This window comes from Paramagnetospirillum kuznetsovii, assembly GCF_003284725.1.
Classification (GTDB): Bacteria; Pseudomonadota; Alphaproteobacteria; order Rhodospirillales; family Magnetospirillaceae; genus Phaeospirillum; species Phaeospirillum kuznetsovii.
This window is the reverse complement of record NZ_PGTO01000021.1, coordinates 21,950-34,471: the sequence shown is the minus strand read 5'-3', so window position 1 is coordinate 34,471 and position 12,522 is coordinate 21,950. Positions and strand designations below refer to the sequence as shown.

Annotated in this window: 16 protein-coding genes and 1 tRNA gene; 4 read left to right on the top strand and 13 right to left on the bottom strand. The window is 62.8% G+C overall.

Annotated features, from left to right (window positions below):
- Window positions 1-210: 210 nt before the first annotated feature.
- A complete protein-coding gene (locus CU669_RS18000; RefSeq protein ID WP_112146979.1) occupies window positions 211-684 on the bottom strand; it encodes an RrF2 family transcriptional regulator in 474 nt (157 codons plus the stop codon).
- Window positions 685-686: 2 nt separating this feature from the next.
- Entirely contained in the window at window positions 687-1,649 is a 963-nt protein-coding gene (cysK, locus tag CU669_RS17995) for a cysteine synthase A (protein WP_112146978.1), read from the bottom strand.
- Window positions 1,650-1,816: 167 nt separating this feature from the next.
- On the opposite strand from cysK, the gene CU669_RS17990 reads away from it, so the two are divergent.
- On the top strand, window positions 1,817-2,032 hold the full coding sequence (locus CU669_RS17990; protein WP_146747781.1) for a hypothetical protein: 216 nt from the start codon (window positions 1,817-1,819) through the stop codon (window positions 2,030-2,032).
- A 55-nt stretch (window positions 2,033-2,087) separates the two neighbouring features.
- Here the strand turns inward: CU669_RS17990 and CU669_RS17985 are convergent, their stop codons facing one another.
- Genes CU669_RS17985 through CU669_RS17975 form a run of 3 tightly spaced genes read right to left on the bottom strand, consistent with a single transcriptional unit; the run spans window position 2,088 to window position 5,301 of the window.
- The gene (locus tag CU669_RS17985; protein WP_112146976.1) at window positions 2,088-3,989 is read right to left on the bottom strand and encodes a family 2A encapsulin nanocompartment cargo protein cysteine desulfurase; all 1,902 of its coding nucleotides are present in this window, start codon (window positions 3,987-3,989) and stop codon (window positions 2,088-2,090) included.
- A complete protein-coding gene (locus tag CU669_RS17980) occupies window positions 3,986-4,942 on the bottom strand; it encodes a family 2A encapsulin nanocompartment shell protein (protein WP_112146975.1) in 957 nt (318 codons plus the stop codon). Before CU669_RS17980 ends, CU669_RS17985 begins: the two co-directional genes overlap by 4 nt.
- Window positions 4,943-4,965: 23 nt before the next feature.
- The gene (locus tag CU669_RS17975) at window positions 4,966-5,301 is read right to left on the bottom strand and encodes a DUF2325 domain-containing protein (protein ID WP_112146974.1); all 336 of its coding nucleotides are present in this window, start codon (window positions 5,299-5,301) and stop codon (window positions 4,966-4,968) included.
- A 111-nt stretch (window positions 5,302-5,412) separates the two neighbouring features.
- Here CU669_RS17975 and CU669_RS17970 point away from each other — a divergent pair, with 111 nt between their 5' ends.
- Window positions 5,413-5,640: a hypothetical protein gene (locus CU669_RS17970; RefSeq protein ID WP_112146973.1), complete on the top strand. Its 228-nt coding sequence runs from the start codon at window positions 5,413-5,415 to the stop codon at window positions 5,638-5,640.
- On the opposite strand, the gene cysE is transcribed toward CU669_RS17970, so the two are convergent.
- The 4 genes from cysE to CU669_RS17950 all read right to left on the bottom strand — a co-directional run bounded on the left by cysE (window position 5,628) and on the right by CU669_RS17950 (window position 7,605).
- On the bottom strand, window positions 5,628-6,497 hold the full coding sequence (gene cysE / locus CU669_RS17965) for a serine O-acetyltransferase (RefSeq protein WP_112146972.1): 870 nt from the start codon (window positions 6,495-6,497) through the stop codon (window positions 5,628-5,630). The two genes, CU669_RS17970 and cysE, sit on opposite strands and share 13 nt — an antisense overlap.
- Before the next feature lie 68 nt (window positions 6,498-6,565).
- Window positions 6,566-6,793, bottom strand: a complete 228-nt coding sequence (locus tag CU669_RS21465; RefSeq protein WP_161539715.1) for a TOTE conflict system archaeo-eukaryotic primase domain-containing protein — start codon at window positions 6,791-6,793, stop codon at window positions 6,566-6,568.
- A 198-nt stretch (window positions 6,794-6,991) separates the two neighbouring features.
- On the bottom strand, window positions 6,992-7,378 hold the full coding sequence (locus CU669_RS17955) for a type II toxin-antitoxin system VapC family toxin (RefSeq protein WP_112146971.1): 387 nt from the start codon (window positions 7,376-7,378) through the stop codon (window positions 6,992-6,994).
- A gap of 8 nt (window positions 7,379-7,386) precedes the next feature.
- Window positions 7,387-7,605 (bottom strand): AbrB/MazE/SpoVT family DNA-binding domain-containing protein, encoded by a 219-nt coding sequence (locus tag CU669_RS17950; RefSeq protein WP_112146999.1) that lies wholly within the window; start codon window positions 7,603-7,605, stop codon window positions 7,387-7,389.
- A 553-nt stretch (window positions 7,606-8,158) separates the two neighbouring features.
- On the opposite strand from CU669_RS17950, the gene CU669_RS17945 reads away from it, so the two are divergent.
- Window positions 8,159-8,923, top strand: coding sequence for a class I SAM-dependent methyltransferase (locus tag CU669_RS17945; RefSeq protein WP_112146970.1), 765 nt, complete (start codon window positions 8,159-8,161; stop codon window positions 8,921-8,923).
- Window positions 8,924-8,935: 12 nt separating this feature from the next.
- Here CU669_RS17945 and CU669_RS17940 read toward each other — a convergent pair whose 3' ends face one another.
- The 3 genes from CU669_RS17940 to CU669_RS17930 all read right to left on the bottom strand — a co-directional run bounded on the left by CU669_RS17940 (window position 8,936) and on the right by CU669_RS17930 (window position 11,143).
- Entirely contained in the window at window positions 8,936-10,480 is a 1,545-nt protein-coding gene (locus CU669_RS17940) for a phytanoyl-CoA dioxygenase family protein (protein WP_112146969.1), read from the bottom strand.
- Between the two features lie 237 nt (window positions 10,481-10,717).
- Window positions 10,718-10,794 (bottom strand) — tRNA-Arg (locus CU669_RS17935).
- Between the two features lie 40 nt (window positions 10,795-10,834).
- Entirely contained in the window at window positions 10,835-11,143 is a 309-nt protein-coding gene (locus CU669_RS17930; RefSeq protein ID WP_112146968.1) for an ETC complex I subunit, read from the bottom strand.
- Between the two features lie 218 nt (window positions 11,144-11,361).
- Between CU669_RS17930 and CU669_RS17925 the strand changes: the two genes are divergently transcribed.
- Window positions 11,362-11,610: a hypothetical protein gene (locus tag CU669_RS17925; protein ID WP_112146967.1), complete on the top strand. Its 249-nt coding sequence runs from the start codon at window positions 11,362-11,364 to the stop codon at window positions 11,608-11,610.
- Window positions 11,611-11,686: 76 nt separating this feature from the next.
- Here CU669_RS17925 and CU669_RS17920 read toward each other — a convergent pair whose 3' ends face one another.
- Window positions 11,687-12,508, bottom strand: coding sequence for a hypothetical protein (locus tag CU669_RS17920; protein WP_112146966.1), 822 nt, complete (start codon window positions 12,506-12,508; stop codon window positions 11,687-11,689).
- Window positions 12,509-12,522: the final 14 nt, after the last annotated feature.

Genomic DNA, 12,522 nt, shown 5'->3' with positions numbered 1-12,522 from the left:
GATGGCGGTGCGCAGGCCGATGAAGATGCTGGGCAGGGCGCCGGGTGGAATCGCATGGATCAGGCTGTCATCGCGTCGGGCGCCCAGACAGGCGGCGGCAGTGAACGGAGCGAGTTCCGGGGTGGCTTACATCGGCATGCTCTCTACAAGACTATAGGGTAATTAAGCGGACCCCTGGCCCCGGGCGGAAGCAATTGGTTGCTTCGCGTATCAAGTGCCAGTCCCGCGCCCGGCATGGTGTGGCGACAGTTCCAGCCCTGCATCATCAAAAATCACCCGTGGATTTCGCCCGGCGCCCATGTCGAGGATGCTGGTCTTGTCCAGGATGAAGGCCGTCGTGTCCCGGACCAGACGCATCAACCGGCGAATCTCGCAGGCTTCCTCGCTGAAGCAGTCATTGCATCGCTCATAGGCGGTGTGGCTGACACAGGGGATGGGGGCGAGGGGGCCGTCGATGGCGCGGACCACCTCGCCGACCATGATCTGGTTTGCCGGACGGGCCAGCATGACATTATCCGGTGACGCCTGTTTGATGAAGCCGGCCCGTTCCAGTTTCTGGAAAATGTCGGCAAGGGCGTCGGCGGCAATCGTCTCGCGGTCGGCAATGTCGTCGAGGCTGGATGTGTCGTGCTTGGCCAGGTGGAGGACAGCTTTCAGCCCATATTTGGTGTGGTTGGTGATCATGGCTAAACTCCATCGAAGAGGGCGGTGGACAGATAGCGTTCTGCGAAGGACGGGATGATGACCACCATGGTCTTGCCCTTCAGCTGGGGCCGGGCCGCCACCTCGAGAGCCGCCGCCAGGGCCGCGCCCGACGAGATGCCGACGGGGATGCCCTCGAGCCTTGCGGATTGCCGCGCCGTCTCGAAGGCCCTGTCATTGGAGATGGTCAGGATTTCGTCGATGACGTCGCGGTCAAGGATGGGAGGCACGAAGCCTGGGCCGATGCCCTGGATCTTATGGGGGCCGGGCGGGCCGCCCGACAGGACGGGGCTGGATTCAGGCTCGACGGCGATGATGCGCAAGCCGGGGCGGCGAGGCTTCAGGGCGCGGCCGATTCCGGTCAAGGTGCCGCCGGTGCCGACTCCGCCGATGATGACATCGACATTGCCCTCGGTGTCGTTCCAGATCTCCTCGGCGGTCGTGGTTTGGTGGATTCGGGGATTGGCACCGTTCTCGAATTGCTGAAGGATCAGAGCGTCTGGCAATTCGGCCTGCAATTCCCGGGCGCGGGTCACGGCGCCGGTCATCCCCTTGGTCGCCGGGGTCAGGTCCAACTCGGCCCCCAGCAGCAGCAGCATCTTGCGGCGTTCCAGCGACATGCTCTCCGGCATCACCAGGATGAGCCGATAGCCTTTCACCGCCGCCACGAAGGCCAGGGCAATGCCGGTATTGCCAGAGGTTGGTTCCACCAGGACGGTGCGCCCGGGGGCGATCAGCCCTTGCGTCTCGGCGGCTTCGATCATGGCCAGGCCGATGCGGTCCTTCACCGATGACAGCGGGTTGAAGAATTCGAGCTTGGCATAGATGGCGGCCTGGGCGTCGGCATCCGTGGCCAGCCGGTTGATCCTGACCAGGGGCGTGTCGCCGACGGTTTGGGTGATGTTGTCGTAAAGACGGCCCCGGCCGGGGCGATTGAGCACGGTCATGATGCCTCCGATAGGTCTCCTGCAAGGCGTATAGCGCACCCTCTGGTCAGTAGTCTATCAAAATTGTAGAAAAGTAGATTGACTCACCGCCCGACTTTGCTAGGGTAGGTTCGGAGGTGCTGATTTCAGCGGTCCAGCCGCGATTCCGCCTCTCGGAGATGAAGACCATGACCATGTCCCGCCAGGAATCATCGAGGCCGCAACTGATCGGCCAACGCGCTGCCGACCCCTGGCGTCAGGGTGAGCCGAGCCTGTCCGAGGCGATGGGCGATCCCATCATTGCCTTGGTGATGAAGCGGGACGGTCTGGCCCCCGCCCAGGTCTGGGAGGTGGTGCTGGAGGCTCAGTCCCGCCTTGCGAGGCATCTTTGCCGGGCGGCGTAGGGCCGGATGATCCCTGACGAAAGGACAAGGCCCGCCTCGGCGGGCCTTGTCGGCTTCAGCGTCCGCCGTGGCCGCTTTGGAAGCGCAGCAGGGCGTTCACCAAGGCGTCCAGATCCTCGAAGGTGTTGTAGAAAGCCAGACTGGGCCGCACCGTCGCCTCCAGGCCAAAGCGGCGCAGGATGGGCTGGGCGCAGTGATGGCCGGACCGCACGGCGATACCTTCGCGGTCGAGGGCCTTGCCGATATCCTCGGTGCGGCATTCGTCGATGACGAAGGACAGCACCCCGGCCTTCTCCTTGGCGGTGCCGATCAGGCGCAGGCCGGGCACACTCAGCAGGCCCTTGGTGCCGTAGTCCAGCAACTCGTGCTCCCAGGCGGCGATGGTGGCCATGCCGATGCGTTCCACATAGTCGATGGCGGCCCCGAGGCCCACCGCGTCGGCGATATTGCCGGTTCCGGCCTCGAAACGGGCGGGAGCGGGCTGATACACCGTCTTCTCGAAGGTGACGTCGGCGATCATATTGCCGCCGCCCTGCCAGGGCGGCATCTGGTCGAGAATGGCCTTCTTGCCATAGACCGCGCCGATGCCGGTGGGGCCGAACACCTTGTGGCCGGAAAAGACGTAGAAGTCGCAATCCAGCGCCTGGACATCGACCGGCATGTGCGACACCGCCTGGGCTCCGTCAACCAGGACGATGGCACCGTGACGATGGGCCATGGCGGTCATCTCGGCGGCGGGCGTGACGGTGCCGAGTGCGTTGGACACCTGGGTCAGCGACACCAGCCGGGTTCGGGGATTGAGAAGCTTCTCGTATTCTTCCAGGATGATCTGGCCGCTGTCGTCCACCGGGGCGACCCGCAGCCGGGCCCCCAACTGGGCGCAAAGCTGCTGCCACGGCACGATATTGGCGTGGTGCTCCAGCCAGGTGACGACGATCTCGTCGCCTTCCTTGACGTTGCGCGCCCCCCAGGCCTTGGCGATCAGATTGATGCCCTCGGTGGCGCCGCGCACGAAGACGATCTCCTCGGTGGAGGAGGCGTTGAGGAAGCGCCTGGTCTTCTCGCGGGCCGCCTCATAGGCGTCGGTGGAGCGGGCCGCCAGGGTGTGGGCGGCGCGGTGGATGTTGGAGTTCTCGTGTTCGTAGAAGCGGGACAGGCGCTCGATCACCTGACGCGGCTTTTGGGTGGTGGCGGCGTTGTCCAGCCAGATCAGCTTCTTGCCGTGGACTTGCTCCTGAAGAATGGGGAAGTCGCGCTTGACCGAATGGGGGTCAAAGGCGCCGCCATGGGCGCTGGTGTCACGCAGATCGGGAACCAGATCTGGGCGTAGTTCGATTTCCATGACCGAGGGTTCGGCGCGGATGGGCCTGGGGGCGGCCTCGGCCGACGGGTGTAAATCGTCGAGGAAGGAATAACCCTCGTCCGGGCGGGCCTGCGGGAGTCCCTGGGGCATTGCGGGCAGGCTGGGCACCGCCGCCTCGGGAATGTCGGGCGAGCCTTGCGGCGCCGTTGGGCCTGCTTCGTGGCCGGGCGGCACCAGCGACACCAGACTCCCCAAGATATTGGGCAGGCCGCGCAGATCGCTTTCGCCCGGTGCAACCGTGGGCGGAAAGGCGGCGGGATTGCCGGGCGGCGCCGCCGGAGCGGCGGCCAGCGGCCCCAACTGGGGCATCTGGGGCACGAGAGTGACAGTGCCGACCGAGGGTGGCGCCGGAATACCGGGTGGGACCAGGCCGCCGGTGGGAGCCGCTTCGATCACCGGCACCGAAGGCGGCGCCACGCCGATGGACGGCGCCGACTGACCGGGAAAGGCGGCGAACAGGGCGTTGGCCATCTGGGCGATCAACCGGGCATCAGGCGCGTCGGCGAAGCCCGCTGTCGGCTCGTTCCAATCCCCGGCGGGTGGCGCCGCCGGAGGCAGGGACGAGGGCAGCGCGAGGGAGGGCGGCTGGGTCATGCGAACTTCTTGTCGTAATCGAAGTAGTGATCGACCTCGACATCTTCCAACACCGCCAAAGCGTCCTCGGTCAGCACCGCCGCCGAGCAATAGAGCGAGATCAGATAGGACGCGATGGCCTTGCGGTTGATGCCCATGAAGCGCACCGACAGCGACGGTGACACTTCGCCGGGAACACCCGGCTGGAACAGCCCGACCACGCCCTGGCGCTTCTCGCCGGTGCGGACCAGCAGGATGTTGGTCTTTCCGGGGCTTTTCTTACCGTCGCCGCTGATGGTCAGCTTGTCGCTGGGCACCAGGGGCAGGCCACGCCAGGTCAGGAACGGGGTGCCGAACAGATTGACGGTGGGCGGCGGTACGCCGCGCTTGGTGCATTCGCGGCCGAAGGCGGCGATGGCCTTGGGATGGGCCAGGAAGAAGGATGGTTCTTTCCACACCTTGGAGATCAGCTCGTCGAGATCGTCGGGGGTGGGGGCGCCCTTGCGGGCCTTGATGCGCTGGGTCTTGGCGGCGTTGGTCAGCAAGCCGTATTCGGCATTGTTGATCAGCTCGAATTCCTGCTTTTCCTTCACCTTCTCGATCAGCAGGCGCAGCTGTTCCTGAATCTGGTCGATGGGGTGGGAATAGAGGTCGGAGACGCGGGTCTGGACATCCAGCACCGTGGTCACCGCGTTCAGCGAGTATTCGCGCGGATTCTCCTCGTAGGGCACGAAGCTTTCCGGCAGATCGGCGTCATTGGTGGGACTGCACTTAACGTCGGAACTGGCGCCGATAGCCCCTTCCTTGACCCGGTTCAGGCGGTAGATGCCGGCCTCGACCGGGATCCAGGGCAGGAAGGACACCAGCCAGCGCGGGGTGATGCCCGACCATTGAGCGCGGGTCTTGGTGGCGTTGGCCAGCTGGCGTGCCGCCTGCTCGTTCAGGGTGCGGCGAACTTCACTGTCTTCGGACATGGATCGGTCTCCAGAGGGGGGAATCAATTGGTGGTTAGGGATTCGAGGGCGCGGGTGATGGCGTCGATGCCGGTGCTGCGCAGCGGCTTGAACGGCGTGTCGAAGCGGCGGCACAGGCTTTTGACCTTGCTTTGGGCCTGATGACTGACGCAGCCCACCGGGAACAGCACCGCATCGGCGCGTTCCAGCTGATTGGCCAGCTTGGCCATGCTCTGTTCGACTCCGCCATCGTGATGGACGAAGGCGCCGTTGCGCTCCTCCACCATGCGGCGCAGATGGGCCACATGTTGATGACGGCCACCCACGTAAAGAATCAGGCGGCCGGAGAGGTCGATAGCGGAGGGAGGCGTGATGGGCATGATGTGCTCCGTCGAAATGCTTCGGCCTATAATGCTATTAATCTAGTAGATTGCAATGGTAAATGCATGGGGGTATGACGGACGGCTGATGACGGAAGGGGTGATGGAGATATGGAGAAAGAGGCGGCGGCGGTCTGGCGGGCTTTGGATGGTTCTCCGGTTTCCTGCGTGGAGAAGCTCAAAGTGCTGGAGCAGAATCTGGCTGAGTTCCGCGCCCTGGCCCTCGACCTGCTGGAGGACGCGGTCCTGATGGGATGCGATCCGGATCTGGTCCGACAAGTGCTGCGCGACGTGGTGGACCGGGTCGAACTTCGCTTTATGCCGCGTCAGATGGAATAATCGAACGACTCGTAGGACAGCAGCTTAAGGATCTCTTCCTTGCTGCGCAGGGCTTCCGGGTCGTTGGTGGCGCGGATGATGCGGGCCGGGATGCCCGCCACGGTGGAATGGGGGGCCACCGCCTTCAGAACCACCGATCCGGCGGCGATGCGCGAATGGGCTCCGATCTCGATATTGCCGAGTATCTTGGCCCCGGCGCCGATGATGGCGCCCTGGCGAACCTTGGGATGGCGATCGCCACTTTCCTTGCCGGTGCCGCCCAGGGTGACGTTTTGCAGCAGCGACACATCGTCCTCCACCACCGCCGTCTCGCCCACCACCAGGCCGGTGGCGTGGTCGAGGAAGACGCCATGGCCGAAGCGGGCGGCGGGGTGGATGTCGGTTTGGAACACGTCGGAGGAGCGGCTTTGCAGATACAGCGCGAAGTCCCGTTCATCCTTGCTCCACAGCCAATGGGCCAGCCGGTGGGTCTGCACCGCGTGAAAGCCCTTGAAGTAGAGGAACGGCTCGATGAAGCGCTGGGTGGCGGGGTCGCGCTCCAGCACGGCGGCGATGTCGGCCCTAAGCGCCAGGGCGATCTTGGGATCGGCGGCGGCGGCGCGGGCGAAGGTCTCGGTCAGCAGCGGCAGTGAGACCACGTCGTTCTTGAGGCGCGCCGAAATGCGATGGAACACCGCCGCCTCGAAGGACGGCTGGTCCAGCACCGACTGGATGAACAGCGGGGCCAGTTGCGGCGAGCGGATCAGAGCGTCTTCCGCTTCCTTGCGCAATTCCAGCCAGACGGTGTCGGCGAAATGTCCAAGATCGCGATCGTGATTGGAAATCAGCGAGAGATGTCCCGGAATCGGTCGAGCCATGATGTGCGCTCATATATAATCTATCAGTCCACTAGATTAATGACTATATCTGCGAGGACCGTCAACGCTTATCTTGAGCCAGAGAACGGCTTTTCCGCATCCAGCTTGGTTTTGATCAGGCTCCATTTCCGGGCATTGGCGGCGAAATGCTGGACCAAGGATACCGCCAGAACCTGGGCGTGTTTCATGGTCTTGGTCAGGATAGGGGCGCCCAGACGGCGGGCCAGCCCGACCAGAATCGGCTGGGCGAAGAAGATCCCGACATGACCGCCGTTGCCGGGTCGGGATCGCTCCACCGCCGACGCCTTACACTCGACCTGGCGTTCACGCTCCAGCAGCCAGGTGCGGACCGGGACATCATGCGCTGGCGAAGCTGGCGGTCGCGCTGGGCGGTGCGGAGCGAGATGCCGCGCTGGCGGCGGTACTCGTCCTCGTCAATATAGCCGAGGAAGATGTGGGACTCCGCCGAGGCCGACAGGCGGTCGTCTTCCTGATCATCGGGGCGCGGTCTTGGATACGTAGTGGACGCCCGGCAAGCCATGGAAATGCTGGTCGCAGGTGAGCAGGTCGGCCCCGTGGGCGAGGGCGGAGGCATAGATGACGGCATCTGCCGTCGCCAGCCGGTGCCGGGCACACAAATCCGCCGCCGACAAGGCGATGGTGGTGTCGAGATCGACGACGACGCAGGTCTCGGTGAACGCGATCACCTGATCGGCCTTGTCCTCCCCCACTTCCCGTGTCAGCCATTTGGCCAGTTCCAACTGCACCATGGTCGGGACCAGCCAGTCGCCGCGATCCGGCAACTGGCTGGTCAGAGTGGCGCCCACGGGCGAGCCGATCAGGCATTCGATCCAGGCAGAGGTATCGACGATGCGCAGCATGGGGCGTATCAGAACCGGTCGGTGCGATCACGGTAGTCTTGCGGATTGGCTCCCCGCGCCAGTCCGAACAGCTCTTCGGGTTTCGGCACCGGCACCAGCATAACTCCCTCGCCCTTGGGAATGAAGGCGAAGACCTGTCCAGCTTCCCAGTGTCGCGCCATCCGCACCGCCTTGGGGATGGATATCTGGAATTTGGTCGAGAGGGTGGCGATATCCTTTGTCGGCATGGCGGGCTCCCATCGATCAGTGATTGGTAAGACGATAGCGCGCCGTGGCGCGGATTGAAACCACTCACCGCCGATTACCCAGATTTTCCGGGATGCCTCTTCTTCCCCGCCATGTCGGCTGCCTTGCATGCCGCCGCCCCGCACCTTGCTCTTGCGGGCCCCGGTCAGCATGAGCGGATACACCGATCTGGCGCTTCCTGCCGTTATTTGACGCGTCACAGCCTGCGGCGGGCACTGACCTCCGTGGTAATCTTCAGGCGTCGCAATAGCTACAGGGAGGCAATCCGGTCATGCCAAAACCACCCCGGACTACCGCATGTATAAGTGGTGACATTGAAGTGAAGGCGATGTGATATTATTTGTCACTCTCAACCGCGCCGCATGAAAAATTCCCGGCCTGTTGGGCGGGCTATAATGCGCCAGCCCCAGGGGCATTTGTCATCGTCACGCGGTCATGCTAGTCTCCCGCCCCAGATATTCTATTGCGAATTGCTGGGCCAAGCAGGCCGCTCATTTGGTTCATTGTGTGCCGGCAGCTACGGAGTTTCGCCCGATGACCGATGTGCATTCCCTGACTCTTGAACAGCTTTCGGCCATTCACGGGTCGGACAAGATCACGCAAGGTTACATCTGGTATTACGATCTGCTGTTCCGGCCGCTGAAGGACCAAGAGGTCGCCGTCCTCGAAATCGGCATCGGCGGCCACAATGTTCCCAATACCGGCGGCGAATCATTGCGGCTCTGGCGCGACTACTTCCCCAACGGCCAGATCTACGGCCTGGATATCCAGGACAAGGAATTCATGGACGAGGAGCGTATCACCACCTTCTGCTGCTCCCAGGTCGATACCGAGGCCCTGGACGAAGTGGTGGCGATCACCGGGCCGCTGGACATCGTCATCGACGACGGCAGCCATTTCAACGAGCACCAACTGGGCAGTTATCGCCATCTGTTCCGGCACGTCAAGCCGGGGGGCTTCTACGTCATCGAGGATGTTGACAGCGCCTATCACCGGGCGTTCGGCGGCGACCCCACCTTGCAATCGCAAACCTCGGTGGTCGAGCATTTCCGCAACAGCGTCCACTACGTCAACTCGCGCGGCATCCAGGACGAGTATCTGGACAAGGCGGCGATGGAAAACGAGATCGAGGCGATCATTTTCGGCCATGCCATCATCATCTTGCGCAAGGCCTTGGGCCCCAAGGTGCTGGCGAACAACAACTTCATCGCCACGGCCATGCTGGAATGGGACGAGTACCAGGCCCGCACCCACAAGACCAAGGATGGCTATTTCGACCTGCTCAACTCTCAGAAATAGTCGTTGTCCGGGTCAGTTGAAATTGGGGAAGAAACCCGGCAGGCGCTGGCGGCCATAGGCATAGGCGTCGCCGTCCAGGTGCAGTTCGGATCGATCGACCAGGGTCCGGTCGAGGTTAAGGCCGAGTGGCAGGCGGTGGGGCTTGATGCCGTCGGGGAAATAGCCGATGCAGTCGAGTTTCCAGCTTTTGCGCAGATTGGCGTATTCAGCCACGAAGGCCTGGCGGCCCAGGGCCTTGTATTCATAGTTCCCGCGATGCAGTCCGTTGGTATCGACCAGCACCACGTCGCCCATCTTGCCGGTCAGGGGGGCCGTTTTCAGATGGCGTTGAGTCCAGGCGTCGGAAAAACGGCTGCCCTGATAGTGGTAATCCGGCCAGTCCAAAAGATGCGAGCCGCTGGCATAGAGGGTCGGGCGTCCGTCCAAGGTAACGTCGCATAGCAGGAAGAAAGCCTTCAAGCGGTTGCCGACCTTGTCGTGATGCCATAGGCCCGAGGCGTCGTAGACATCCACTCCGGCCGGCATGCTTTCCAAGAGCCCAAAACTGTAGATCGCGTCATCACCCATATAGCGCCTGACCAGGTCGTTGATGCGCTGGTTTTCCAACAGCCTGGACAGTTCGGGCAGGTTCAGGATCGGGTTCTGGACATAACGGTAACGTTCGTCGTTGTTGCCGCGATAGCGGTCATCCTTCTGCGCCTGGGTGGCGAAAAGATGGTCGGCTTTCCGGACGATGTCCGCGATGTCGCCCAGCGGCGCGTTCAGCCGGACCCAACCATTCTCGACCAGATGCTGATAATCGTCGTCACCGCCGAAATCCCGGCTGATCAGGGTCTGGATCAGACGGTTGCGGGTGTCGATATCCTCGTGCCACAGGGTCGAGCGGACCGCCAGCTTCCATTCGGCCGGGGCCTCGGGCGGCCTGAAGGCGACCCGCTCCAACTCGGCCGGAGCGTCGAACACCGAATGACTGTTGATCCCCAGAACCCGCGCCAGGCCAGCCGAATCGCCGGCGGGAAGCGGGATGCCCAGGCGCGTGCCCAAAAGCGCCATCGCGCCGGGCTCAAACGTCGGGAGCATCCGGATGGCCAGGCTGTCGCTTGGCAGGCCGTCCGTGTTCCAGGCTAGGGCCAGATTCGTGCAAGATTGGATCATCGGTCCGGCGATGCGCAGGACGGACTGGCTTTCGTCATCGACAGCCCCGCCCTCAAGCACCAGCACGCCGCCTTCGGCCAGACGCAGCATCCACGGATAAATGCCGTGCCCCGCATGGGCCAGGATCAGGTCGAATGCTTCGGACGAGATTGCGGCGAAATCGGTGGCGTTCATGCGCATCAGGTCATGGCCGCGGCAATCCAGATCCTCGGCCAGAGCAGGGGGGGGGCTGGCGGCGTCGATGGCGAGATAGCGATGGACTCTTGGTCCGGCCAGTTCATCCAGCATCGCCGATAAGGAGGCATCGATGATACCGATTTCCAGGACCGACAGGCTGCGATCATCAGGCCAGTCCGCAAGGATGGATGTCAGGCAAGAAGCGGAAGCGATTTCGGTCGTCATGACGAGCCAACCCCTGGAACGGATCCCAAGCCGCCATTCTGAGGCAGGACGATTGCGGAAGCGTTAATGCCGCTCACCACTCTTTCCGGGAAAGTCCAAACTAAGTTTGCGCAAAGTTCGCCGGGCGAACATAGGGTCTAAAGTGGACACCGTCTGCAAGGCTCATTGAGATGACCGATAAGCCTGCCGATCCTGATCTGAGCCAACGATAGGGTTTCTGCCGTTTACAAAAGGAGATGGCGCGCCCTGCTGGATTCGAACCAGCGACCTGCCGCTTAGAAGGCGGCTGCTCTATCCAACTGAGCTAAGGGCGCTTGCCCGGGTCCGCCCATCGCCGGAAACGCGGACGCGGGATTAGAAGCGGCCGAATTCCAGCTTGTCGAAGCGGAAATTGTCGGAATAATTCTTGGGCTTTTGCAGGCGGGTATTCTCGGCGAACACCTGAAAGTCCATGCCCTTCTTCTTGGCGAAGGCGATGGCGTCCTCGGCGGTGGCGAATTTCAGGCGCACCTGCGAGGTCATATCGGCCGAGCCCAGCCAGCCCATCAGGTTATCGGGCTGCTTGGGGGCGGCAGGCTCGTATTCCAGCACCCAGGCCTTGGCATTGCCGGAACGTCCGGACTGCATGGCGGTCTTGGCGGGGCGATAGATGCGGACCTGCATCGCGGTTCTCCTGCTTGTCTGCAATCGTGTGCGCAACACGTCGTGAAGGGCTGGGGCTGCCTTTCGGCTCGCCCCGTTGCGGATCAAACGGTTAGCACAGTCACGGCAGGCGGGCAATGTCCGTTTCCACCGATACCCTAACTCTTGGGCGTGGAGCCCGCCCAATCCCGGGCGATGATATGCTTGCTGGCAACCCGATCCGGCGACATCATGAGAGCATGATCCGCGCCTGTATCACCGCCGCTTTGATCCTGATGGCAGCCGACGCCGTGGCGGACGACAAGCCGCCTGGCATTCGGGTGGTCGGCAGCACCATCTACACCATCGACAGCCGAGGCCATACCACCGGCACCTTGCGGGAGGTTTCCCCTGGGACTTGGACGCATTTGGATCTTCGCGGAGTCATCATACGCACCATCCAGGTGCCGCCCGGCTGCCAGCCCTTGGTGCCGTGTCGGACACGATGACGGTGGAGCGTGGAGGTCGCAAAGAAAACGGGGCGGTCCATGACCGCCCCGCATCACTTTATCGTAAAATCAGGCGTTACTTCTTTTTGTAATCGCCGTAGCCGTTCCAGCCCCATTGCCCATGATGGCGCCAGTCTTCCATATGCCAGGTATAGGCATAGGGATTGAGGATTTGCGGCTTAACCGACGTCACTGCCGAAACGGGCAGCGCGGCGGGAGCAAGACCGGGCTTGCCCGACGCGATATTCGCGAAGGGAACGGCAACGACGGTCAGATAGCGGCCGTCCTTGAAGTTCTCGGTGCGGGTGTAGGTCATGGAGTTGTAAACCTCCACGCCGACATTCTTGCTCCAGGGGCTGTGCTCGACGGCGGTCAGCAGGGCGGCGTTGAATTGACGCTGCCAAGCCTCGGCCACATAGACGATTTCTTCCTGGGGATTGGTCGGATGATACCGGCTGCCCAGGTAGTTCACGATATCGACCGAATAGCCCGGAACCATGGCGTGGGCTTCATCGACGATGGTGACATCCAAGGTCTGTCCGCCAGCATCCTTCAGGGCCGCCGCGATCAGCGGAATGTCGGTCTGCATGGTCTGGTCGACCAGGGATTTGTAGAGGGTCTGCTTGACGCTCTCGACGACAGGGCGAGTGCGGGGGTCATAGGGATTGCCGACCGGCTCCAGCACCTGCAGGGACTGGTCGGCCTTGTTATAGACGGCGATGGTGCCGACCAGGGCGCTCAGGTCGTTGGCGTAGGGCCCGGCGGGCACCACATAACGCATTTCCGCAGGGGGGACCAAGTTGGTCGGCTTTGCCACGGTGGCATAGTGAATCCCCGTGCAACCACCCAAGGCGGGCAGTATGCAGGCAATCATCGCAGCGATACGGGACTTATTCATTGTGTTTGCTCCCA